This is a genomic window from Streptomyces sp. S3(2020), from assembly GCF_013044505.1.
Taxonomy (GTDB): domain Bacteria; phylum Actinomycetota; class Actinomycetes; order Streptomycetales; family Streptomycetaceae; genus Streptomyces.
Window position 1 is genome coordinate 1 of the sequence record NZ_JABERD010000106.1, and the last position, 22,683, is coordinate 22,683.

23 protein-coding genes are annotated in these 22,683 nt (G+C 69.6%); 13 read left to right on the top strand and 10 right to left on the bottom strand.

Features of this window, described 5'->3' with window-relative positions; genetic code table 11:
• Positions 1-336: 336 nt before the first annotated feature.
• Together HLK59_RS28900 and HLK59_RS28905 are read left to right on the top strand one after the other, a co-directional pair.
• A complete protein-coding gene (locus HLK59_RS28900; RefSeq protein ID WP_171144478.1) occupies positions 337-831 on the top strand; it encodes a hypothetical protein in 495 nt (164 codons plus the stop codon).
• A gap of 66 nt (positions 832-897) precedes the next feature.
• Positions 898-1,263: a DUF4440 domain-containing protein gene (locus tag HLK59_RS28905; protein WP_171144479.1), complete on the top strand. Its 366-nt coding sequence runs from the start codon at positions 898-900 to the stop codon at positions 1,261-1,263.
• A gap of 55 nt (positions 1,264-1,318) precedes the next feature.
• Here the strand turns inward: HLK59_RS28905 and HLK59_RS52070 are convergent, their stop codons facing one another.
• The 3 genes from HLK59_RS52070 to HLK59_RS28920 are packed head-to-tail and all read right to left on the bottom strand — an operon-like array spanning position 1,319 to position 2,619.
• On the bottom strand, positions 1,319-1,744 hold the full coding sequence (locus HLK59_RS52070; RefSeq protein ID WP_346779836.1) for a dihydrofolate reductase family protein: 426 nt from the start codon (positions 1,742-1,744) through the stop codon (positions 1,319-1,321).
• Entirely contained in the window at positions 1,678-2,250 is a 573-nt protein-coding gene (locus HLK59_RS28915) for a hypothetical protein (protein ID WP_171144480.1), read from the bottom strand. Before HLK59_RS28915 ends, HLK59_RS52070 begins: the two co-directional genes overlap by 67 nt.
• Before the next feature lie 3 nt (positions 2,251-2,253).
• Positions 2,254-2,619, bottom strand: a complete 366-nt coding sequence (locus tag HLK59_RS28920; RefSeq protein WP_171144481.1) for a hypothetical protein — start codon at positions 2,617-2,619, stop codon at positions 2,254-2,256.
• A 159-nt stretch (positions 2,620-2,778) separates the two neighbouring features.
• Here HLK59_RS28920 and HLK59_RS28925 point away from each other — a divergent pair, with 159 nt between their 5' ends.
• Positions 2,779-3,771 carry a winged helix-turn-helix domain-containing protein gene (locus HLK59_RS28925; protein ID WP_171144482.1) on the top strand — a complete coding sequence of 331 codons (993 nt, stop codon included), beginning with the start codon at positions 2,779-2,781 and terminating at the stop codon, positions 3,769-3,771.
• Between the two features lie 276 nt (positions 3,772-4,047).
• On the opposite strand, the gene HLK59_RS28930 is transcribed toward HLK59_RS28925, so the two are convergent.
• Positions 4,048-4,896, bottom strand: a complete 849-nt coding sequence (locus HLK59_RS28930; RefSeq protein ID WP_346779837.1) for a class I SAM-dependent methyltransferase — start codon at positions 4,894-4,896, stop codon at positions 4,048-4,050.
• A gap of 283 nt (positions 4,897-5,179) precedes the next feature.
• Here HLK59_RS28930 and HLK59_RS28935 point away from each other — a divergent pair, with 283 nt between their 5' ends.
• The 6 genes from HLK59_RS28935 to HLK59_RS28960 all read left to right on the top strand — a co-directional run bounded on the left by HLK59_RS28935 (position 5,180) and on the right by HLK59_RS28960 (position 10,724).
• The gene (locus HLK59_RS28935; RefSeq protein WP_171144483.1) at positions 5,180-5,413 is read left to right on the top strand and encodes a hypothetical protein; all 234 of its coding nucleotides are present in this window, start codon (positions 5,180-5,182) and stop codon (positions 5,411-5,413) included.
• A 1-nt stretch (position 5,414) separates the two neighbouring features.
• A complete protein-coding gene (locus HLK59_RS28940) occupies positions 5,415-5,954 on the top strand; it encodes an RNA polymerase sigma factor (RefSeq protein WP_171144484.1) in 540 nt (179 codons plus the stop codon).
• A gap of 34 nt (positions 5,955-5,988) precedes the next feature.
• Positions 5,989-6,612 carry a hypothetical protein gene (locus HLK59_RS28945; protein ID WP_171144485.1) on the top strand — a complete coding sequence of 208 codons (624 nt, stop codon included), beginning with the start codon at positions 5,989-5,991 and terminating at the stop codon, positions 6,610-6,612.
• 418 nt (positions 6,613-7,030) lie between these two features.
• Positions 7,031-8,284 carry a hypothetical protein gene (locus tag HLK59_RS28950; RefSeq protein WP_171144486.1) on the top strand — a complete coding sequence of 418 codons (1,254 nt, stop codon included), beginning with the start codon at positions 7,031-7,033 and terminating at the stop codon, positions 8,282-8,284.
• A 230-nt stretch (positions 8,285-8,514) separates the two neighbouring features.
• A complete protein-coding gene (locus HLK59_RS28955; protein WP_171144487.1) occupies positions 8,515-10,215 on the top strand; it encodes a PHP domain-containing protein in 1,701 nt (566 codons plus the stop codon).
• Positions 10,212-10,724, top strand: coding sequence for a hypothetical protein (locus HLK59_RS28960; protein ID WP_171144488.1), 513 nt, complete (start codon positions 10,212-10,214; stop codon positions 10,722-10,724). The genes HLK59_RS28955 and HLK59_RS28960 overlap by 4 nt, the downstream gene beginning before the upstream one ends.
• 139 nt (positions 10,725-10,863) lie before the next feature.
• Here HLK59_RS28960 and HLK59_RS28965 read toward each other — a convergent pair whose 3' ends face one another.
• A complete protein-coding gene (locus HLK59_RS28965; RefSeq protein ID WP_240982692.1) occupies positions 10,864-11,271 on the bottom strand; it encodes a nuclear transport factor 2 family protein in 408 nt (135 codons plus the stop codon).
• 89 nt (positions 11,272-11,360) lie between these two features.
• The gene (locus HLK59_RS28970; protein WP_171144489.1) at positions 11,361-12,383 is read right to left on the bottom strand and encodes an LLM class flavin-dependent oxidoreductase; all 1,023 of its coding nucleotides are present in this window, start codon (positions 12,381-12,383) and stop codon (positions 11,361-11,363) included.
• Positions 12,384-12,779: 396 nt separating this feature from the next.
• Between HLK59_RS28970 and HLK59_RS28975 the strand changes: the two genes are divergently transcribed.
• Complete coding sequence (locus HLK59_RS28975) at positions 12,780-15,788, top strand: NACHT domain-containing protein (protein ID WP_171144490.1); 3,009 nt, start codon at positions 12,780-12,782, stop codon at positions 15,786-15,788.
• A gap of 93 nt (positions 15,789-15,881) precedes the next feature.
• Here HLK59_RS28975 and HLK59_RS28980 read toward each other — a convergent pair whose 3' ends face one another.
• Positions 15,882-17,768, bottom strand: a complete 1,887-nt coding sequence (locus HLK59_RS28980; protein ID WP_171144491.1) for an ABC transporter ATP-binding protein — start codon at positions 17,766-17,768, stop codon at positions 15,882-15,884.
• 171 nt (positions 17,769-17,939) lie between these two features.
• Here HLK59_RS28980 and HLK59_RS28985 point away from each other — a divergent pair, with 171 nt between their 5' ends.
• Positions 17,940-18,650: a helix-turn-helix domain-containing protein gene (locus tag HLK59_RS28985; RefSeq protein ID WP_171144492.1), complete on the top strand. Its 711-nt coding sequence runs from the start codon at positions 17,940-17,942 to the stop codon at positions 18,648-18,650.
• Here the strand turns inward: HLK59_RS28985 and HLK59_RS28990 are convergent.
• The 3 genes from HLK59_RS28990 to HLK59_RS51295 all read right to left on the bottom strand — a co-directional run bounded on the left by HLK59_RS28990 (position 18,632) and on the right by HLK59_RS51295 (position 20,544).
• The gene (locus tag HLK59_RS28990; RefSeq protein WP_171144493.1) at positions 18,632-19,207 is read right to left on the bottom strand and encodes a dihydrofolate reductase family protein; all 576 of its coding nucleotides are present in this window, start codon (positions 19,205-19,207) and stop codon (positions 18,632-18,634) included. The two genes, HLK59_RS28985 and HLK59_RS28990, sit on opposite strands and share 19 nt — an antisense overlap.
• Before the next feature lie 378 nt (positions 19,208-19,585).
• Positions 19,586-19,732 (bottom strand): hypothetical protein, encoded by a 147-nt coding sequence (locus HLK59_RS51285; protein ID WP_240982693.1) that lies wholly within the window; start codon positions 19,730-19,732, stop codon positions 19,586-19,588.
• A gap of 656 nt (positions 19,733-20,388) precedes the next feature.
• Positions 20,389-20,544 carry a hypothetical protein gene (locus HLK59_RS51295; RefSeq protein WP_240982702.1) on the bottom strand — a complete coding sequence of 52 codons (156 nt, stop codon included), beginning with the start codon at positions 20,542-20,544 and terminating at the stop codon, positions 20,389-20,391.
• A gap of 500 nt (positions 20,545-21,044) precedes the next feature.
• Between HLK59_RS51295 and HLK59_RS29005 the strand changes: the two genes are divergently transcribed.
• Both HLK59_RS29005 and HLK59_RS29010 read left to right on the top strand, forming a co-directional pair.
• On the top strand, positions 21,045-21,977 hold the full coding sequence (locus tag HLK59_RS29005; protein WP_171144494.1) for a hypothetical protein: 933 nt from the start codon (positions 21,045-21,047) through the stop codon (positions 21,975-21,977).
• A gap of 110 nt (positions 21,978-22,087) precedes the next feature.
• Positions 22,088-22,564: a hypothetical protein gene (locus HLK59_RS29010; protein WP_171144495.1), complete on the top strand. Its 477-nt coding sequence runs from the start codon at positions 22,088-22,090 to the stop codon at positions 22,562-22,564.
• Positions 22,565-22,683 lie beyond the last annotated feature (119 nt).

Consider the following 22,683-nt stretch of genomic DNA (forward strand, 5'->3'; position numbering starts at 1 on the left):
CGCGATGTCATGCGTCTCGTGGCTACATTACTGACTTATGTCGCCGTCTCTGCCTTTGTGTCTTTTTTTTTTTTTAATGATCCGGCGACCCCCGAGATCTCCACTGGGCGGGGGGGGAGGAGGGTGAGATGGGTATAAGGGACAGGGGCGGGGCCGCCCTTCCGCGCGGGAGCTTTCATCATGCGGCCGATCCTCCCACACGACACAACGCCTGGGGCAGGGTGCTGCGGCCTGAACACGGTAGGTGGCGAGCTCGCCAACTGCACCACTCCCTACGAGGTTCTGCGGGACGTGGTGTGCGAGGGGGCTGTTCCCGCGTGGCGGAGAATGGTGCCCATGCATGCTCCCTCCGACCACCCCGAACCCCGCCGAGCCTGTCCGGGCGAATACCCCATGTGGGACCAGGCTCTCGCACTTCTCAACCGGGACCTGGCGGCGACCCTTCCTGAGCAGGAACCCCTGCAACTGCTGGTCCTTCCGCCCTATGCGTCGGACCAACCGGAGAACGTCTACGTCGCTCTGTCCAACGGCGAGTGGCACGGCAATTGCCTGAACCCGCACGGGGCCGAGGCGGACGACCCTGCCTCCGCCCTGGCGATCGTCGCTGATGCCGCACAGGAGACCGTCAGCGAGCGTCTGTGGCAGGCGTGGCCTGTGTGCGCCGAGCATGGTCTGGGCATGCATCCGCGGGATACGGACGGGCAGCTGTCGTGGTGGTGCGCGGGAGAACGGTTGCGTCGCGGCCCAGCCCATGTCCGTGCGGCCGTGGGCGCGCTGGACACTCTCGTCCGCCCAGGTCGTCCCAATGGCAAGAGCAGGCCGGGGAGTTGATGTCTGGAGTGGCCACGTGCAGGAACCACCGCCTGAAGCAGACAGGCATGTGCGTAGGGTTCCTGTATGGCGGATGAGAGTGAGCAGGCCGTAGAGGCAGCCATCGACGGGGAGTTGCGGCTTCTCGACCCTGAGGTGCGCGCTTCTCCGGCCCGGGTCCTGGAGTTGTTGGATCCGGAGTTCACCGAGATCGGCGCTTCTGGGCGCCGATGGGACGTGGAGTCGATCCTCACCGTGACGAGCGACGGCTCGGTGTCTGCGGAGTCTCCTGTCGAGGTCAGTGAAATGTCCGGTGCCGTCCTTGCTGCGGGCATCGTTCACCTGACGTACCTGGCAGACAACCAGGGCCGCCGGGCGCGGCGGAGCTCGTTGTGGCGCCTGACGGAGACGGGCTGGCGGATGTACTTCCACCAGGGAACTCCGACCAGTTGAGCGCGGGTAACGGTCGTTGCCCGCGGGAGGGGGGCGGGGTGGAGCGGTGGTGCGGTCAGCGTGGGTGCACGGTGTAGGTCAGGTGCGTCACCCGCGGCGACGACTGCGAACGGACCGGCTCAAGTCTGACCCTGGACGCCTCCACGCCGCCGAACAGGCTGGTTCCGGCACCGAGAAGCACCGGTGACAGCGTGACCGAGAACTCGTCTACCAGGTTGGCGTTGAGGTACTCCAGGATCGTCGCGCCGCCCCCGGCGATACGGACGTCGCGGTCGCGGTGGGCGCTACCAGCCGTAGGTGATCGGTTGCGTAACCACGCGGATCGCCCGCCCCCAGCCTCTCGCCCGGGGCGGAAGCGTGGCGCGCGCGTAGCCGTTGGGTGAAGGCGATGGTTCCAGTGGACCCCCTCAGGGTTCAGATGCGTACGACGGCGAAGTCGGGCAGGTCGGGGTAGAGCTGCTGCCGTGTCTCCGTCACGCACTCCACGACGACTGGCTCGTCGCGGGCGGTGGTGGCGAAGTCCGTGGCGTTGTGCTCGGTGCCCGACACCTTCACCCCGCGATCCTCAAGGCATTCGCCGACGGCTCGTCTCAGCGGCTGGGTCATGACCTTGCGGTGCGACTCCACGTAGGTGGGCTCGATCATCGACAGATGGCTGAGGTTGCAGCGCTGGACCCGGTCGTTGTAGGTCGTCGGGTCTCCCGACGGTGTGATGTCGTACAGCAGGCTCAGTCCGTCGATCGGGCTGATCACCGGATCGCCGGTGCGGTAGCCGCTGTCCTGGATGCAGGCGAGGAAGCGTGTGATCGCGGTGCGGTACTCGCCCGCCGTCACGCGGTCGTCCCGCAGCGCCCACTGCTGGCCCGGGAGGGGCACGTCCTCGTTCGCCCCTTGCGTGCCGCTGTCGGTGCCGTTGTCGGTGCCGGGGGAGCAGGCCGCCACCGCGACTGCCGTCAGCAGCGCGGTGGCGACGAGGCGGAAGCGCACCTGCTAGCTCCTGGTCACGTTGCACGAGTCGCAGCCCCAGTGCAGCCCGTAGGCGGCCCTGGTGGTGGACGTGTGCGAGGTGTAGGCGTTCTCGCTCGACCCGTAGGCGCGAGGCGTCCACCAGCCGGTGCCGTACTCGATGGCCGAGCTCAGCCGGCCGCTGCAGTCACCGCTCTGCTTGCGGGTCTGGGCCCAGTTGTAGCTGCCGGTGAACCCGCTCGAGACATAGTTCGTCCCACAGGAGCGGTTCACCGCGCGGTTGTTGCCGAGTGCCTCCGCGGAGGGCGCCGCGAGAGTCGAGACCAGGACGGCGAGGGCTCCAGCCGCCGCCACCTTCGAAAGCCGTCTGCCCGCGAGAATTCGTCCCATCACTTCTCCTCCTCGATGGAAACCAGAGCCGGACGTGGCCCTGTGGCGCACGTACCGGTTGGCGCGAACTCATGTTCCCGGGCCACAACCGCTGCTGTCATGCTCATGCGACCCTGCTGAAACATCGCAGATGAGAGACCTGAAGCCAGGGGGAACATCTTGCTTCGCTTTCATTTCACGCCTGAGGACCTGACCAGACTCAGGATCGCCACCGCACCGCATCCGCTGTGGGAGATCGCAGCGAGCCTGCACCGCTTCCAGACCCATGAAGGACGGTGGGCCTATGCGCCCTGGTACCGCACCGCGCGCTCCGCACTGTGCGGCACCGGACTCGACCGCACGGTACGGACCGTGCTGCTGCCCCTCTTCCCACGCGCGAGTTACTTCCCCGACTTCCTCACCCCGGCAGACGGCGCCGCAGGCCTCGACGTCGGGCTCGAATCCATCCTGGCCGCACCGGACCGGCAGGTCGCCCGGGAGGTGATCAGGCTCCGGGAGGTCGTCGGCGCACCTGCCTGGACCCACAAGCTCGCCGACGGCGGGATGCGGGAGCAGCTGGTCGGTGCGTTACGCGCCTACTACCACGCCGTGATCACCCCGTTCGAGGAGCGCGTCCACGGACGTCTGCACGCCGAGCGCACCCGCCAGACCCGCATGCTGTGCGGTACGGGAATCGAAGGTGTGCTCAACTCCCTGGCGCCCTCCATCCGGTGGCGCCCTCCCGTCCTGGAACTCGGCAAGTACCCGACCGAGTGCGACATCCACCTCAACGGCCGAGGGCTGCTCCTCATCCCCTCGTACTTCTGCTGGAACACGCCGGTCTCGCTGGCCGACCCCGACCTGCCTCCTACGCTCCTCTATCCCCTCCACCACGCGCCCGCCGCTCCCCAGCACGCCGACAGCCACGCACCGCTGCACGCCCTGCTCGGCACCACGCGCACCGGCATCCTGCGGGCCGCGGCCACCGGCGCCACCACCTCCGAGGCCGCCCGGCACGCCGGTGTCACCCCCACGACCGCGAGCCACCACACGACGGTCCTGCGCGACGCCGGCCTGATCACCAGCCAGCGCCACGCCAACACCATGCTGCACGCCCTGACACCCCTGGGAGCGTCCCTGCTGCAACAGAACGGATGGCATCGCGTCCACTGACCCTGCGCGGCATGTCGTGGCGTGGGCGAGGCCGGCGACAAAGAGCAACCGCCAGGGCCAGGGGGGATGGTGCTCTCGGGACGGTCGGTTGGGCCAGCGGCAGCGGCCTTGTCTGATGGTCTCGGTGAAGGCCGGCAAACGGTCACGGCAGACGACCTCGGCACCGGGCAGGGCGTCTACGAGCCCGGGAGTCGCAGATTCGCGCATGGCCGGTGGCCGGGGCGCCCGCCGGGTGCCATCGCTTGGAACCGATCACTGAGGGAACCGGCAAGTGCTCTACCGGCGGACCGCGGAGATCAGTCCGCCGGGCTGTTCCTCCTGCTGTGGCGGGGTGTTGATCGGGCGGCCGTAGGCGGCAGCGCGCTCGCGCAGGGTGTGGCTGTCGGCCTGCCAGCCGTGCCCGGCCAGCCAGCTTACGGGGTCGTCGGGCATCTCCGAGACCCACATGGACGCCGCCGATCCCGGTACGGCGTCCGCGCCGAAGCGCTCGATCACACCGCGCGAGCCCAGGGTCAGCCCCAACCGACTGCCCGGCGCCGACTGCGTGCTGATCCGGGCCAGCAACAACTCCACCGCGTCCTGGGGGAGATAGATCAGGAGCCCTTCGGCGATCCACGCGGTCGGCACGGCCGGGTCGTGCCCCGCGGCAGCCAGCGCGGCAGGCCAGTCCTCCCGCAGATCCACCGTTACGGTGATCCGCTCGCAGCGCGCGACGGCCTGCTCCTGCCGAAGCACCGAGGCCTTGAAGTCCAGTGGCGCCGCGGTGTCGACCTCGAACAGCCGGGTGCCCTCGGGCCAGTCCATCCGGAAGGCCCGGCTGTCCATGCCGGCACCGAGCAACACGACCTGCCGGATCCCGGACGCGGAGGCCTCCTGCAACAGGTCGTCGAGGAACCTCGTCCTGATGACGATGGAGAACGACACGGCCAGCCGCCGACGGCGCGCGGCCTCGTCACCGGGCGGAGGCGAGGAGGGCCACAGGCCGCCGGCGGCAGCGAAGGCCTGTGCCAACGGGTCCTGGAACAGCGCGTTCTCCCGCCCGGTCTCCAGCGCCCGCACCCGGGCCACCCCCACCGCCGTGGCCCACACTCCCGACGGCTGCAACCGCTCCTGCTCATCAGTCACCGCGCCAGCCTAGTACCCCAGTTGCAGATCATGATCATCATCAACGGCGGCGACTGTCGGGACGGCGACGGCGACATGGTGTGTCTGGCGCGCAGCGGGCCTGCCCAACCGCCAAAGCCCCCGTCCGGTGCAGCCGGCAGCCGCACCGCGAGGACGGGGCGGGCCCTCGGCCCCTGCACGAGCAGCCCTATGTCACAGAGAGAGGGTGTGCACGCTTATAGGGGGAGAGCGCGGCGTGCTGGACGCCGTCCTTGGTCACAGAGGCGGGTGGGAGATGGATCCCATGACGACGACGGCTGCGGCGGGACTCGCCGCGGGCGGATACATCCTGCGACTCGGGCACCGCTGGTTCAGGTTCCGCGCGCAGATCAAGCGCGCCGAACTGGCCCAGCGCGGACTGTCGGAGCGGGCCCGGTCACTCCCGCCGGGCAGCCGCCTCATCGAGAAGACCGCGCATCACGACGTCGACATCCTGATCGGCCTCCCGGCTGTCGGCGCTCCACGAGGTGATGCGTGACATGACCACCGAGCAATCGCCATCGCCCGTCCACGCCACGACCGAACAGACACTGCCGCCACCTGGGCCTTTCCGGCGTCATGACTTCAACGCCTTCTACACGCAGGAGATGAGCTCGGTCACGGTGTTCCTCATCCACCAAGGCGCCAGTCCCTACGAGGCGGCCGATGCCGCCCACGAAGCCATGGCCAAACTCCTGCCGGACCTGTGGCGCACCCTGGAGCACCCGCGGGCCTGGTTACGGGTCAGCGCCCAACGCTGCTACTGGCGTCAGAGCAACACACGCGCCACCCCCACGGATCCGGTGCCGGATCGTCCCGGTGGCACGTGCCCCCTGGCCACCGTGGTCATCTCCGAGTTCCAGCAGACCGTTCTCGATGCGCTGCGTCAACTGCCGCCCACCATGCGCACCGTCATGGCCTGGGACATCGACGGGTTCACCTACACGGAGATCGCCGATGCCCTGACCATGAGCCCTGCCGCGGTACGGCAGAACATCAGCCGCGCCCGAAAACGACTGATCACACTCTTCAGCCTCTGACTTCCGGTTCCGACCTCCAACAAGGGGGATGCACATGAACAGCCCCGCCCACCGCACGTCCCGCGAAGGCGTTGGTGGCAAAGGCCCAGAAGACCGCCTGGACCAGCTACTCGCCCACCACCACACCCAGCTGACGAGCGCCGTGGCCGACGCCCTCGACACCGTCAGCGGCAGCGCCGCCCTGGCCCCGCTGAACCGTGACCTCTTCCACGGCCTCAAGCCCCTCCAACTGTCCGCACCCGTCGAGTGCCCAGCCGACAACAGCACGCCCCAACTCGCCGTGCCGCTCCTGGCCGTGCGCCTTCAGGACGTCCTCACCCGGCTTCGTGACATCAAGCTGATGGTGGAGAGGACACACACCGACACCGGCTGGCCGGCCGACATCCGGACCAGGGCGCACACCATGGTCACCACGTTGGAGCGCCTGCGTGCCGGGCTCCAGGCGCGGACCCTGGCCCACGGCCAGGTCCGCGCGCTGTTCAGGGAACTGCGGGAGCACTCGGCGTACATCGGTACGTCGATGCTGGCACTGCGCACCCAGGCGCCACAGCACGCTGTCGAACAATGGCTGCGAGCAGCCAGCACCCTCCGACGCATCGAGACCACGGTCCTGCGCCTGTTCAAGAACTCCGACGACAACGTCACCGCCCAGGGCTGAGCCCGGTCGCCCTCATCCCGCACCGGGCAGCTCCCTGCCCGAACCGCGGCAGTGCCCCACGAAACCGTGGGGCACTGGAGCCTCCGCTCTCTCGTCCGGACGTACCGCGGACAGGGCACCGGTGCACCCTGACGCATCATCAACTGACGTAACGTCTCCTACGCTTGCGTCGGCCGGACATACCCGGTTCCGCAATCCCGGGCCGTGCACGTCCGGTTCGCCCGTCTCTGCGAAAGCCCAGGTGGGCGCGGCGCGGGCTGGGCAGCGTACAGACCGAGTGGTTCGAACATGAATCAAAAACAAATGGTTCTCGGTTGCCGCGTCGAAATCCTTGGCCATTGATTTGTTCGTTCCGCGTCGAATCGATCGGCGTTAGCCTGGCGATCATTTGTTGTGGCGGAGGCGAGCGGGGGCGGGTATGGAGTGGACGGTCCACGCGTGGCGGCGGGTCAGATCGGGAACGGGACGGTCCGCCTCATTCCTGGGCAGGCTGCTGGACGAATACCCGGCGAAGGTGACTCCCGCCGGAAAGGCGGGGCAGGCCCTGTTCATATGTGCGGTTCCGCTGGGCATCATGTTTTTCGTGTGGGCCGCGTGCAGTTACTACGGTGTGGCCACGGCCCCGCACTGCAGTCCGGGGACGCTCCTGCATCTGGCGATTCCCGCAGCGAGAGACGATCTCACCGCATGCCGCATACTCCCGCTAGCGGCGGACCTGCCGAGCGTGGCGCTGGGATTCACCTCGTCCCTGGCCGTTTCCATCTATCTCACCCTCATTGCCAGGCTCTCACGACTCAAGGGCGACATCGTCGAATCTGGCCTGGTGAACGCCTCGGACTTCACAGCCGGCGCTCTTGCCGACCGTCTGTCCGGGCTGGAGAGCGGTATCCGGCTAGGCCGGTCCGCGAAGGCCGGTCTCGCGGCTCTCAGCGTCGGCGGCAGCGCCGGCCTGTATCTGTGGGCCTATCGAGGCGGACGATCCTTCACCGACCTCGCCACGGTGTCCGCCTCCCGCCCCTCGGCGGAATCGATCAGGACATCATGGTGGGCGAATTACCACGAGCGTCCGCTGCTGGCAGCCGTATGGATCGTGATCGGCTCGCTGGGTCTGTATTTCGCGGCCAAGCAGGGATACATCTACCAGCGACTTCTGTCCTTCTCGTGGGCTGCCCGGAAGGCGTGGAACTTCCAGTACGTATGCAGGGCACGGGACGACGATTTCGGATGGAAGCCCGTCGGCCGGATCATCACCATGGTGTATTTGGGGTTCCTGAATTTCACGATCTCGCTGACCGCGGCGGCCTATCTGCTGCGCGGTGAGTCTGGCGACTGGAAGAACCCTGTCGTTGCGGTCGTGGCCCTGCTGGGCATCTGGGCGAACGCGGGAATTCTCGTCGCACTGCTCACGGTAATGATCAGGAACCACAGGGCGGTCGTGGCCAGGGAAAGGCTTGCGGTGGCGGCAGAGATCGGCCGTCTGCAACGAGAGGAGGCGGGCGTGGGCGCGTTGGAACGCGACGCCGGCATCGCCCGCTTCACGGCCCAGGGCGTGCTCCTCTTCGAAGCCCCCCGTTGGTATCCCCTCCGCGGCAAGCTCAAGCCGGTGCTCTCCCTGGCTCCGGTGCTTCTTGCCCTGTACAAGTTCGGCGTGGAGTTCACCAAGCTCAACTGAGCCCGGTTCCGGGGTTCTTCGGCGATTCCGGCGAGCCGCGCGAAGTGGCCAACCAGCCCAACCCGCAAGGCCGTTGGAGATGGGCCGGAGGGGCGATCCGCCGCGTGCGGGGTGCCCGTCGGTCATTCTCCGCTCGTCCACCGTTCATCTGTCGCCTTGATCCTCCACACACGCGGCGCGGTCGCGCGGCGGAAGGCAGCCGCAGAGGGCAGCGGCAACCAGGAGGCGTCATGGGGCACGGACATCACCACCACAGACACGACCACGGTCACGGACACGAGGCGGCCTCCGTCCTCCCCGCGGCCTTCGACCCCTCCGTGCCCGACGAGGCCCTCACACCCGAGGAGCAGTCCCGCCGCACCGTGCTGCGCCGCGCGGGCCTGCTCGGTGCGGGACTGGCCGCCGGCAGCGTCCTCGGCGGCGCTGTGCCGGCCGCTGCCGCGCCCGCCGCCGGCTCAGCCGGACGACGGTCCAACGGCTTCCTGTGGCTGGCCGGCGACCACCACATCCACACCCAGTACAGCAGCGACGGCAAGTACCGCGTCGTCGACCAGGTCCGCCAGGGCGCCCGGTACGGCTTGGACTGGATGGTCATCACCGATCACGGCAGCACCACGCACGCCAAGATCGGCGTCGACAAGGTGAACCCGGACATCAAGGAGGCCCGCGCCGCCTACGAGGACACGCTCGTCTTCCAGGGACTGGAGTGGAACATCCCGGCCGCCGAGCACGGCACCGTCTTCGTGCACCCCGGCAAGAACGAGGTCGCCGTCCTCAAGCGGTTCGAGACCGACTACGACGGCAGCGTGAAGGGCGCTGGCGACTCCACGCCCGCCAACGAGGCGTTGGCCGTAGCGGGCCTCAACTTCCTTGCGGAGCAGGTGCAGCGGCGCAAGGTGAAGGACGCGCTGATGCTCGCCAACCACCCTGCTCGGCGCGGTGTCGACTCCCCGCACGAGATCCGAGGCTGGCGGGACGCCACCGGCTCGGGCCGCCAGATAGCTGTCGGCTTCGAGGGCGCCCCGGGCCACCAGGCCGCCGGCCTGCCCGCACCCCTCGGCATGGCCCGCGCCCGCGGCATCTACGACAACAGCCCCAGCGCCGGCTCCTTCGCCGGCTACCCGCTGGAGAGCTACCGCACCTGGGGCGGCTTCGACTGGATGACCGCCACGGTCGGCGGTCTGTGGGACAGCCTCCTCGCCGAGGGCAAGCCGTGGTGGATCACCGCCAACAGCGACAGCCACCAGGTCTACGGCGACACCGCCGTGCGGGGACCCGGTGGGGACTTCAACGCCAACGGGCGGTACGAGGATCCCGTCTACGGCGGCAAGATCGACATCACCCAGGGCGACTACTGGCCAGGCCAGTACAGCCGTACGCATGTCGGCGCCGACGGCTTCTCCTACGCGGCGGTCATGGACGGCATCCGCGCGGGCCGGATCTGGGTCGACCACGGACAGCTCCTCAGCGGCCTGGACGCCCGGGTGTCGGGCGGCGGCCGCTGGGCCACGCTGGGCGGCGCCCTGCACGTGAAGAAGGGCACGAACGTCACGCTGACGGTCGACGTGGCCCTCGCCGACGGCCCCAACTGGGCCGGATACGTCCCCGGACTGGCGCGCGTGGACGTCGTCCAGGGCGATGTCACGGGACCGGTCGCGGACAAGGACACGTTCACCGCGCCGACCGCGAAGGTGGTCCGCTCGTACGAGGTGGACGAGTCCTCCGGCGTCGTCCGGCTCACGTACCAACTCGGGCGCGTGGACCGCCCGTTGTACGTCCGTCTGCGCGGCAGCGACGGCAACCGGAGCGCAGTCGGCGCGATGGGTGCGGCGGTCGACCCGGCGGGTCCGGCGATCGACGTCGTGGGCGACGCCGACCCCTGGCTCGACCTGTGGTTCTACTCCAACCCGATCTGGGTCCTGCCGTCGTGACGGAGTACGCCCTCACGGTGGACCCCGGGGTTCGCGATCTGCGCGCGGCCGATCACCTGCTCCGGGAGCTGGCCACCGAACTCGCCCTCGCTGAAGGCGTGTTCGGCTGTACACACCTGGTGCGGGGCGACCGCCCCCGCGTCGCCCTCTCGCTCGCCGTGCCGTCCGAGCCGCTCCTGCGCACCGCCCTGGAGCGGCTCACGGCCCGGGGGTACGAGGTGCGGGACGGTCTGCCCGACCCGGCGGGCCGTGCGGTGCTCTTCCCGGGGGCCGCCGCCCTCACCGGCACGCTGACAGTCGCGGAGCTTCTCTCGCGCTCCGCGATCGACCGCGTGACGGTGCTGGGCGCCCACGGCCCGCCCACCCCCGGCGCCTTGCTGGTGACGCGCGACCACGTGCGCCCGCAGTGGCAGGACGGCGAGCTCGTACTGACGGCCATGCCGGCGGCCGGGGGAGCCCTCGTCCCGTTCGAGGTACCGGAACCGACCCCTTGCTGCGCGGACCACTGACGCCCCGCGCCATGGTGACCGTCCGCCCATGGACTTCGAAGATCGCCAGGCGCGGCTCAGCAGAGATGTTCGAGTAGGTGACGGCTTTCGCCGACTGTCGGGCCGGGCGGCAGCGCGAGGTGGAGGTGGGTGATGGCCATCAGGAGCTCAGATGCTCATGCGACATTCGCCAGCGGCCGTCCCGCCGCACGATGACATTGGTGCCCCGGCCCTGGCCGGAGCGCGGTTCACCATCGACAACGCCGCTCCAGGCAAACCGATATCGGCACACGGCGACTTCCGCGGTGAGCACGGGCCACTCCAGATCCCGGATCTCGTACTCCTCGTCGAGGATCTTCGCGAACGTCCTCTCGATCGCGGACCGGACCTCCTCGACGCCCTGATACGAGCCGTCCGAGAACCAGTAAGTGGCGTCCTCGGCGATGAACGGCACGACCCGCTCGATGTCATGACTGTTGTTGGCCCGCTCGTACTCGCCCATGAACGACGTGAGTTCGGATTCCAGGGATACCTGATGCGTCACGACGGTCATCATGCCGATACCCATGCTCGACCGTCACCGCCCTCACCGCCGTCTCTGCCTGTGCCACCGGACGGACGGCAGCGGCCGCCATGCAGCGCGCCCTACCGCTGTGCTCAACGCCAGCCCAGTGCCGGCGCCACATGGGTGAGGATGCTCTCGATCACGTGGGCGTTGTACGCGACTCCGAGCTGGTTCGGCACCGTGAGGAGGAGCGTGTCGGCGGCGGCGACCGCTTCGTCCTCGGTGAGCTGCTTGACCAGTACGTCGGGCTCGGCGGCGTAGGAGCGGCCGAAGATGGCGCGGGTGTTGGCGTCGATGTAACCGACCTGATCCTTCGAGTTGCTCTCACGGCCGAAGTAGGCGCGGTCGCGGTCGTCGACCAGGGCGAAGATGCTGCGGCTGACCGACACCCGTGGTTCGCGGGTGTGACCCGCCTTCTGCCAGGCCTCGCGGTAGGCCTCGATCTGCTTGCGCTGCTGGACGTGCAGCGGTTCGCCGCTCTCGTCGTCCTTGAGGGTCGAGCTTTGCAGGTTCATCCCGAGCGTGGCCGCCCACGCCGCGGTGGCGTTCGAGCCGGATCCCCACCAGATACGGTCGTTGAGACCTTCGGAGTGCGGCTCGATGCGCAGCAGCCCCGGCGGGTTGGAGAACATCGGATTGGGGTTGGGCTGTGCGAACCCCTCGCCCTTGAGCACGTCGAGGAGGCGCTCGGTGTGGGCGCGCGCCATGTCGCCGTCGGTCATCCCCTCGGGCGGCAGCTGACCGAAGTGGCGCCAGCCGTCGATGACCTGCTCCGGGGATCCCCGGCTGAGCCCGAGCTGGAGCCGGCCACCGGAGATCAGGTCCGCGGCGCCCGCGTCCTCGGCCATGTACAGCGGGTTCTCGTAGCGCATGTCGATCACGCCGGTACCGATCTCGATCCGGCTGGTCCGCGCGCCGATGGCCGCGAGCAGCGGGAACGGCGAGGCGTACTGCCTCGCGAAGTGGTGAACCCGGAAGTACGCCCCGTCGGCGCCCAGCTCCTCCGCCGCGACCGCGAGGTCGATCGCCTGGAGGAGGGAATCCGCCGCGGAACGCGTCTGCGAGTGCGGCGAAGGCGTCCAGTGCCCGAAGGACAGGAACCCGATCTTTTTCATACCGCTTTCAACAATCAAGGTCGGCATTCATTCCCTGGGGCCTGGGGAGCCACTGCGGCACCGTTGGGACGATGACAAGGCCGTCCGCCTGCTGGTCGTCTGACGGCAGCGGTCCAGTGATCGCAGGCAAACCGCTCGCGCGCAAGCGCCCGCACCTCATCGCCCCATGCCGGACAGATGGCGATCGTGGTGGCCCTCGAAGATCATGTGCCGCACACGTATGCCTGTCGACCATGCCGCGAACGGTGTATTTCACTCCCGTCTGCCCCACGAACACTTCCACGCGCTCCCTCGCACGTGTTTCGAACAGGTGCTTTGCCGTCGACTCCGTCCGCTACAACAGGGGACTTCGACACAGCGGTACGGCGCCGGAGTCCGTCCGCGGAGGACGGTCATATGCACGGGGGATGGCACAGTGCCCGTCTGCGACGGCGGCTTGGGTTCGCCGTCTGCGGGGCCTCTCTGGCGGGCCTGGCGGGCTCGTTACGGTTCTGGTGGGACGACACGGCGACCGCGGGCGTTCTGGTGTCGGCGATCGGCGCCTTCGTGTCGGTGGCCGCGCTCGTCACCGACCTCGTCCAGAACGGCACGGGGACGGCAGGCCCGTCCGATGGCGAGATCCGGCGGCGGGCGGCCGACTCGCTCGCCGACGCCGTACGGGAGCAGTGGGGGGCCGAGGCGCGGCTGCGTCGGCTCCAGGACCCGGCGCCGCTCGACGTGGAGTGGGAACCGGCGGAGCGGCGCCTGGCCGACCATGCGCAGAACATCCGGTGGCGCCCGCCCCTGCCCGCACCCCGCGACAGTGACGACGGGGCCGTCCTCGGAGCGCTTCCTGCCCTGCCGAGCCGACGTCTGGTGGTGCTGGGTGGGCCCGGCACCGGCAAGAGCGTGCTGGCCATCCGTTTCGTCATCGGCCGGCTCGCCGAGCGGCAGCCCGGTGAGCCGGTGCCGGTGATCTTCCCTCTGGTGGGCTGGGACCCCCGGCGCACCGGCCTGCGGGACTGGATGGCCACCCGGCTCGCCACCGACTACCCGCCACTGGCCGCTCCGGTCGACGACCGGCGCTTACTCGCCCGCGCTCTGCTCGACAGCGACCTAGTCCTGCCGGTCCTCGACGGCTTCGACGAACTGGCCCGACCCGCCCAGGGGGAGGCCGTCCGTCGCGTCAACGCAGAGCTGGAAGCCGACCTGCCGCTGCTGCTGACCAGCCGCCATGAGGCGTGGGAGACAGCGGTCACCGAAGGCGATGTGCTGACCGCGGCCGAGGTGGTCGAACTGCGGCCGCTCCGCCTCGACCGGGCCGCGGCCCATCTGGAGCGGACCGCGCGGCCGCTGCGCCTCGACGACGGGGAGGTCGGCACCGTGTGGACACCGGTGCTGAACCGGCTCACCCGGTCGCCGGCGTCACCCGCCGCGCGCGCACTCAGCACCCCCCTGATGGTGGCCCTCGCCCGAGCCGTCTACAGCGACACCTCCCGTGACCCGTCCGAACTCCTCGACCCGGACCGCTTCAGCAGCGTGGAGAGCGTCGAGGAGCACCTGCTGAAGGCGTTCGTGCCGGCCGCGTTCGCGGACGTGGGACCACGGGCGGCCGAGACAGCTGTGCGTCGGCTGACGGTGCTGGCCCGTGCCGCGCGGCGACGGGCCGGCGGACGGCTGGCCTGGTGGGAACTGGAGTCGATGCTGCCCAGGACCCTGGCCCTGTACGCGCCCGGACTGCTGGCCATCGTGGCGCTGTCAGCCCTGGTGCTGCCCGTCGCGGTGGCGCGCACGGCGAGTGACCTGGCGGGCGCGGAGGACCTCACGTCCATCGTCGCGGCGCTGGCCGGGCAGACCATCGGGTTCGCCTTCGGGGCGCGCTTCCTTCTGCCGTCGGCCCCCGGTCGGCGGGGCAGGCGCCTTCTCGTACGGCAGGGTCTGGTCACCGCCGGGGCGAGCGTGCTGCTCTGGGCGGGCTTCGCCTGGACCGACGACCTGCGGCTCGGGTTCCGCTTCGGCGGGGTGAGCGACGGGTGGATCCCCGATCTGTTCGGAGGCTGCCTGTTCGCCACGCTGTTCACCCTCTTCTTCGGCATCGCGGGACTGCCGCGACGGCCGGTGCCGCTCAGCCTGCCCTGGAGCGGATCCGCCGGCCGGGCCTCGGCCCGGGTCTGCGGAGCGGCGCTCCTGCTGAGCGGGGCGTGTGCGACGGGCCTGGTGTTGGCCGGCCGGTCCGGCAGCCTGTGGACCGCACTGGTCGGCATCACCTGCGCGGTGGCGGGTGTCGCCCTGCTGGCGGGCGCCACCCGCCGGGCCGGCCGCGACAGTCCGCACCCGGTTCGGGCCGGGCGGGTGGCGCGACGTTTCGTGGTCGGCATCACGCGCGGTACCGCCGCGGCGCTGGTGATCGGTGTGGGTGCCTGCGCGGCGGCGGGGCTGACCGCGGTGGCGGTGACCGCGGCGAAGTCGGCCTCCGCCACCGATCTCGCCGGACGGCAGTTCGGCGGTTGGCGGTTCGTGGAACGGCACGGGGTCAGAACGGCGGTCACCGCACGGCCGCTGCGGGGCACGCTGCTGATCCCCGGCGGCGGCGCCCGGCCGGTGGCCTACCCCGAAGGGGCGAAACCGTCGGACTGCACGCTGCCGCTGCTCGACAGACGCAAGTGCGTGCCCTTCACCTCGCTGCGCACGGTGTTCGAGTCCCGGGACGGGGCCGTCGCCGTCCGGCTCACCTTTGCGGGTGAGCGTACGACGGTGGCCTACGCCGCAAACTTGCGCTCGACGCTGCCGCAGTCGGCTCGCGGGTGGCTGGCCCAGGGCCCGGTGAGCGGCCTTCTGCAGCGCACGTTGCCGCCGTTGCTCGGCGCGGGCGTGCTCATCGGCGTGGTCGGAGGGTGCGTGTGCGGGGTGTACCGCGCGCTGAGCGTGCCCTCGGACGTGATGCGCGCGGCCGGCCCCGCTTCCTCGCTGCGTACGGACCGTACCGCGTCGGTGACCCGCGGCGGCGCCGTCGCGCTGCTCGTCGGGCTGGTCTGCGTTCCGCTGGCGGCGCTGCCCGGCGACCCGGGCGGCCTGGTGCACGTCGGCACCCAGCTATGGCTTCCGCTGGGCACCGCGGCGCTCTCACTGAGCGCCTGGGGACGGTTCACCGTGACCCGGGTCTGGCTCGCGATGACGGGCCGGCTGCCGTGGCGGCTGATGGCCTTCCTCGAAGACGCCCACCGGCGCGGGGTGCTGCGCCAGAACGGGGCGAGCTTCGAGTTCCGCCACGTGCGGCTGCACGCGCATCTGGCGGGCGACAGCCCGAGCGAGGACACGCCTCTCCCCGCTCGGGCGGATGCCGCGCGCCCTCTTCAGCCGTACGGCGGTCGCGCCGCTGACCGGGAGAACACGGGGATCGGTGGCAGCGGAGCCGACCGGGGCTAGGCAGGGAGAGGCAGGGGGGACGCCCCTTCATAGGTCACAGCCCTACGGTGCGGTACACGGCAGTCGGCGCGTCCCGTCCAGGGAGTGTCGCGGTCACACGGATTGCGTGCCGGCGGGCGACGGCAGAGTGTGGTCGTCGTCCGGCACCGAGTCGGCCGCCGGTAGCTGAGGGTCGGAGTCCCGCCGGGCACTGTCGCCGAGGAAGCCGCCCGACTGGTGCCTCCACAACCTGGCGTACGTGCCCTGCCCCGCGAGCAACTCCTCGTGGGTTCCCTGTTCGACGACGCTCCCGTGGTCCAGTACGACGAGACGGTCCATGCCCGCGACGGTGCTCAGCCGGTGTGCGACCACGAGCGCTGTGCGCCCCTTCATCAGTCGCCACAACGCGTCCTGGATGAGGATCTCGCTCTCGGAGTCCAGCGCACTGGTCGCCTCGTCGAGGAGGAGGACCGGTGCGTCCCGCAGGATGGCGCGGGCCAGGGCGACGCGCTGACGCTGGCCGCCCGACAGCTTCACCCCTCGTTCGCCCACCAGGGTCCTGAAGCCGTCGGGGAGCTTCTCGGCGAACTCCGTGACATGCGCCGCCTCGGCCGCCGCGAGGATCTCCTCGTCCGTCGCGCCGGGCCGGGCGAAGGCGATGTTGTCCCGCAGCGGGCGGTGGAACATGGCGGGTTCCTGCGGGACGTAGGCGATGAGTGACCGCAGGTCGCTCTGGCGCAGCCGCCTGATGTCCTGGCCGCCGATCAGGATGCGTCCGCCGTCGATGTCCGACATCCGCAGCAGGAGACGGGTGAGGGTGGTCTTGCCGCCGCCGGACCGGCCGACCAGCCCGATCCGCGCACCCGCGGGCACGTCCAGGTCGAGCCCTTCGAAGATCGGCGCCGCGCCCGCGTGCGCGAACGTGACGTGGTCGAAGCGGACACCGGAGTCACACGGAGCGAGCGGCTCCGGCTTGGGCGGGTCGAGCACGGTCGGCGGATCCAGCAGCAGCTCCGTGAACTGCGCCGCCTCGGTCATCGAGCTCTCCAGGCGCCGGTATATCTGATTGAATTCGAACATGATCTCGGTCGCCTGGGAGTAGTAGGTGAAGGCGACGATGACGCCCTCCACCCCCAGTCCCGGACCACCGAACGCGATCGCCATCACCAGGCCCAGCACATTGGTGGCGACGGACATCGGCGCGATGACGGTGTCGACGCGCAGGTTGCCGTAGTCCCACGACCGCAGAGTCAGCCGTCGGGACTCCGCGACGCGGCTGCGGTGCTCGGCTCCTTCCCGTCGTTCGGCCGCGAACGCCCGGATGGTCTCCATGTTCATGAGGCTGTCGGCGACATGGCCGGAGACGCGGGCGATCGCCGCCTCCCGCGCGTTGACCAGCCGTTGCCGACGCCGGATCAGCGGCGTCGCGGCCACCAGGGTCAGTGCCATCATCACGAGCAGACCGGCGACCAGCATCGGTGAGTACGTCCACAGCACCGCGGCACCGAACAGCAACGGCACCAGACTGCCCACGATCCGGTACGTCATCGTGTCGATGAAGTCCTCGAAACGCTTCCCGTAACTCAGCACCCGCTTGGTGAGGGAGCCCGCGAAGTTGTCGTGGAAGAACGCCGCGTCCTTGGCCAGGAGTTCGTCCATGCCGTCGACGTAGAGGTGCTCCATGCCGAGCGCGGCCACCCGGTTCAGACAGTGCTGCCCGACCCGCCACACGGCCTCGGAGAGCAGCAGCGTCACCCCGAAGCTCAGCAGGTACGGCGATGCGGTGCCGAGGGTGAGGCCGCCGTCGGAGGCGGCCTGCCCCGCCAGCTTGGCGATCAGCAAGGGGGCGATGTAACGGATGCCGATGTTGCCCAGGGCCGGAAGCAGCAGCGCGGGCAGCGCCAGCCAACGTAACCGCAGGAGTTCGAGGTTGTAGTGGCGCAGAGCCAGCAGGACCGCACTCCTGCCAGGCGCCGAGCCGTAGGCGTCAGAGGTGCCCATCACACTCCCGGGGGTGAGGAAGCGGGCTAGTGTCCCGTCGAACAAGGCTCCCAGTCCATGCATTTACGGCGGAGCGGTGATAATCGGACACTCCGTAGCCGGGCACCGCTCCACAGGCGAGGAGGTCCGAGCGCTCACTTCCGGGATCTCCGTGCCGCGTATCCTGCGCTCGTGCAGCTGCGCTTCGAGATACGCCGGTCCGACTCGCCGTGGGTCGACAGTGTTTGGACCTGCACCAGCGAGCAGGTCACCACGATGACGTCCGTCGCGGGGGTGCGCTGGGGCGTGGTGTTCTGGGAGCAGGACGGCCGGTCCCACGCGGCCGTCACCGGCCCCGAGACCCGTACGAGCACGGCACCGGTCCCGGAGGGCGCCGTCTTCACCGGCATCGACTTCGCCGTGGGCACCTCGCTGCGGGCCCTGCCCACAACGGAGTTGGTCGACGGGGGCGTCGAACTCCCCGACACCACACGCCGCACGTTCCGGCTGGACGGCGCGCGCTGGCAGACCCCGGGTGCCGATGACGCCGAGGCTCTGGTGGAGCGACTGGTGAAGGCCGGGATCGTGGTGCGTGACCCGCTCGTCGCCGATGTCCTGCGAGGACATGACCCGGCCGTGTCGGGACGGACCGTCGAACGCCGTTTCCGAACCGCCACCGGCCTGACACGGGGCGCCGTCCGGCAGATCGAACGGGCCCGTACGGCGGCGGAGTCACTGGCGGCCGGCGACACGGCCGCCGACGTCGTCGCCGAGCTCGCGTACTTCGACGAGCCGCACCTCGCCCGGGCACTGCGCACCTACGTGGGACGCACCGTCGGACAACTGCGGGACGGCATTGGCGGCGCGATCGCGCTCGACCTGGATCAGCGCTCGACGTCGTAGACCAGCTTCAGGATCCCGTTGGAGTAGCTCTCCGACTCCCGCAGCGACAGCATCTGCTTGTCACGGTCGGCCCGGTGGAACAGGCTCTTGCCGGCACCGAGCAGCACAGGGAAGACGAGCAGGTTGTACTGGTCGATCAGCCCCGCCTCCGACAGCCGCCGCGCCAGCTCCGCGCTTCCGTGGATGAACACGGAGCCGCCCTCGCCCTCCTTCAGCTTCGCGATATCCTCCGTCGTACGCAGGATCGTCGTCGGCCCCCACCCATCGACGAGCGCGTCCTCCGACAGCGTGCTCGACACCACGTACTTGGGCAGCTCCTTGTAGGCGGCGTGGTCCTCCGACGCGGGCCAGACCGACGCGAAGGCCTCGTAACTGCGGCGGCCGAACATCAGCGCCGTCGTGTCGGCGAGCTCCTCGCCCTTCAGCGACCAGGCCTCCGGGACGAACTCCAGATCCTGCACCACCCAACCACCACTACGGTGCCCTTCCTCGGTCCCGCCGGGCGAGTCCAGAACGCCGTCGAGCGACATGAATCCGGTGTAGACCAAGGTACGCATTTACTGTCTCCTCATCACGGCCGAGCTGCTGGGATCAGGCTAGATCGCGGCCGGCACGAACGTCTTGGACGGAAACGACATCGCGTGGGGGCGTCCGTCAAAGGGGGTGAGGAACTGGATCACCGAGCGCGACGTTCACGCGCTTGAGCGTCCTCTCGCCGTCCTCGCCGCTCAGGAACGTCACGGTGGTCGGATACGCCGTGCTGTCGTCGTGGAGGCCGACGGTGACGGTGAGGCTCTTGTAGTGCTCGTTGGTGCAGCAACTGAAACGGTCGTAGTAGCCCGGTGAACGCGGTCACGAGGGCCGCCGTCTCGGCCCTCCGGCTGGCGGCCGGTGGCGTAGGCGTCCCCGGACCAGGGTGCCCGGCGCTCACGGGGTCAGCCCGCCGTTCGGCGTACGGTTGTCGGCGGTTCGCCCTCGTAGCTGTCGTCGTCCCCCTGGAAGAGCCTCACGTAGGAGTTGACCGGGTCCGGGACGTCGGGCAGGCGCCCGGTTCTGTCCTTGTCGGTGCGTGCGTCCAGCATCAGAGGGCCGTCCTCGGTCGGCGGTGGACTCGCCGTCGCTCACGTGGAGTCCGTACAGCCGCTCTTCGCCCCAGGTGCCGCTCTCGGTCAGGGCGACGATCGCCATCCCGTCGTCCGCGCCGAGAACCGACATGTCCTGATCGGTGTCGGTCCCGCTGCCGGGTGTGGAGACCGGGAGGAGAAGAGCGGTGAGATTCCGGGTTCCTTTCCCCGGTGATCCACGCGGTGGTCCCTTCCAGCGTCGCCCGGTTCAGGTCTCCGGGGAAGTGCCGTTCCTGTGCGCTGAATCTCGGCATCGGGTCGTATCCGCGAGGCGGGGCCGAGGGCCGTGTCCGACGGTTTCGACGAGGGGGTCCGTTCCTTGGGACCGTTACCGGCGTCGTCGTCGACGATCCGATTTATCAGCCGAGCAGGACGCAATGTTCGTCTCGATTCTCCGTGCGGACAGGCGGAAGGATCAGGCGGCACCACTGGCACCTGCGCGGAGATCCTGCACATTCAGCGCAGCGAGGTCCGGACCTCGCTCGACGCGTGTCCGTAGGCCCTGCGGAAGGCCCGGCTGAAGTCCGCGGGTTGACGGAATCCCCGGCGCAGTGCTGTCTCACCGATCGTGCGGTGGCGCAGGCGTGGGTCCGTGAGGTCGGCGCGGGCGTGCTTCAGGCGGCGATGGCCGTCGGGTCCAGAGCCGCGTCGGTGAGGTGGTGGTCGATGAAGGCGCTGATCCGGGCGAGGAGCGCCGTTGTGCGGGTCTCGGTGGGCAGCGAGTCCTGGTCCCTGTAGCGCGTCGCGAGGAGAGAGCCGGCCAGGTCCACGCCGATGCGGATGCGCTGGGCAGCGGCTCGGCCAGCATGCGGTCGGCGCGATGGTCGACCAAGCGGAGCAGGGCACGGGGGACACGGAGGAGGGTCAGGCTGGCGCGAGCGCCCCTGTCCAGGAAGTAGTCCTCGGGGTCCCGGCGGCGGATGTGGGCGGGGGAGCGCAGGGCGGTCAGCGGGGAGAAGTCGAAGGCCGCGACCTGGCCGCGCGAGAGTCCGACGAACTCCACCCGGCCCCGGAAACGGGGTGCGTGCGGACTCCGGATCGTCACCGGCATGACCTCGTGGCCGACCGTGTCGTTCCATCAGCCGAAGAGGCCCGGCGCCGCGATGTATCGATGTCCCGGGTGACCGGCTGTTCGCGGTGAGACACCGGGCGTTCGGTCGTCCTGACAGATGTCAGGACGGCAGGCGGCGTGTAGTCGCATACGTTGCTCTCGGTCCGCAGGTCGACTGCGGACCGGGACTACGCGCCGCGTCGGGGGAAGTGGGTGTTCATGAAGCGCACGTGCGCTGCCGCGCTCGTAGCGATGATGGCTCTGGGCATGGTCACGACGGGGTGCGGCCCGCACAAGGAGGATGAGAAGCAGTCCGGGACGGACCGGGGAACCCCGGCCGCGAGCGCGGGACTGCGAGAGCTGACCGACGCCGAGCAGTTGCGTATCGCGGATGCCCAGCAGCGGTTGATCAAACGCTGTATGGCGCGCAAGGGCTTCGAGTTCTGGGAGGCGGAGCGGCTGGGCCTGGAGGAGAGCCGCACGCTCGGCTGGGTCACGGACGATGTCGCCTGGGCGAACGAGCACGGTTACGGCAGCCGTATCGAGGCCAAGCACGAGCGGGCCCGGTTGACCAACAGGAACGTCGCCTACCGCAAGGACCTCTCCGACGGGCGACGTGCGGCCTACGACAAGGCCCTGGACGAAGGCATCGACGCCCCCGTGATCACGGCCGAGGTGCCCACCGGCGGGACGGTCCGCAAGCGCGTGGGCGGCTGCGTGGCGGAGGCGGAGAAACAGCTCTACGGAGACCGGGTGGCCTGGTTCCGTGCGGAGAAGACGGTGATGGGTCTGCAACCCCTCTACGTCCCCGAGCTGTTGGCCGACAAACGATTCACCGCGGCGCTGGCGTCCTGGTCCCGGTGCATGGCACGTTCCGGCCACACGTACCGCACTCCGCAAATGGCCCGACAGGCAGCCGTCGAGAAGGGCCTGAAGATCGGCCCTGGCAAGGCGTTCGAGGCGGAGCGCAAGCTTGCCGTCGCCGATGCGACGTGCGCGAAGAACACGTCGCTGCGGTCCATCGGAAACGAGCGCGAGTCCCACTACGTCAACAAGCTGCGCGGCCGCTACGGCAGCGACCTCGGCACCTATGCGCGTCTCCAGCTCCGGGCGCTCGCCCGCGCCGCGAAGGTCGTCGAACCGCGTACGTGAGAGCCCCGTTCACGATCTCCCGTGATGGCGGCGCACGGTCGCGACACCACGTCCATGGTCACCACCGTGGATCAGTACACCTCCGACGAGGCAGACAAATAGGAGTGCGCATGCGCAAGTTGACCACGGCCATCGCGGCGACGGGCCTGATGGCCCTCGGACTCGCCGTCCCAGCCTCCGCCCATGCGGCGGAACAGGGCCAGTACTGCGATGCGGAGTGGAGCAGCCACGGCCGCGACGGCAACGTCCGCGCCTGGAACGGGTTCGACTGCACGGGCACGCTTCTCGGAGTGACCCCCGGCAACGACCCCGACTGGAGCGACGCCTCGGGGCCCTTCCAGGGCAACGACTGGAACCAGCCGAAGTCCGTCGCCAACAACGGCACGATCGGGGGCAACGACGTCGTCGCCTTCTACCTTGCGCTCAACTATGCGTACGAACACGGGTACGTCTGCCTCTCGCCGTACGAGCTGTACGCGGACGACGTGACCGACAACGTGTACACGAGCGGCAGTGCGCCCACCCATATCGCCTCCCACCGCTGGGTGCAGAGCTCCGGGTGCGCCGCGAACAGCTGGCTCACCTGACCGAGTTCGCCTCCCGGGGCCCCTCCGTAGGAAGGGCGCACGGGTGAACGGACGGGTCATCGAACTGCGAGCAGTGCTTCGATGGCCCGCCCGCCCGCGTCCGTCAGCACCGCCGACGG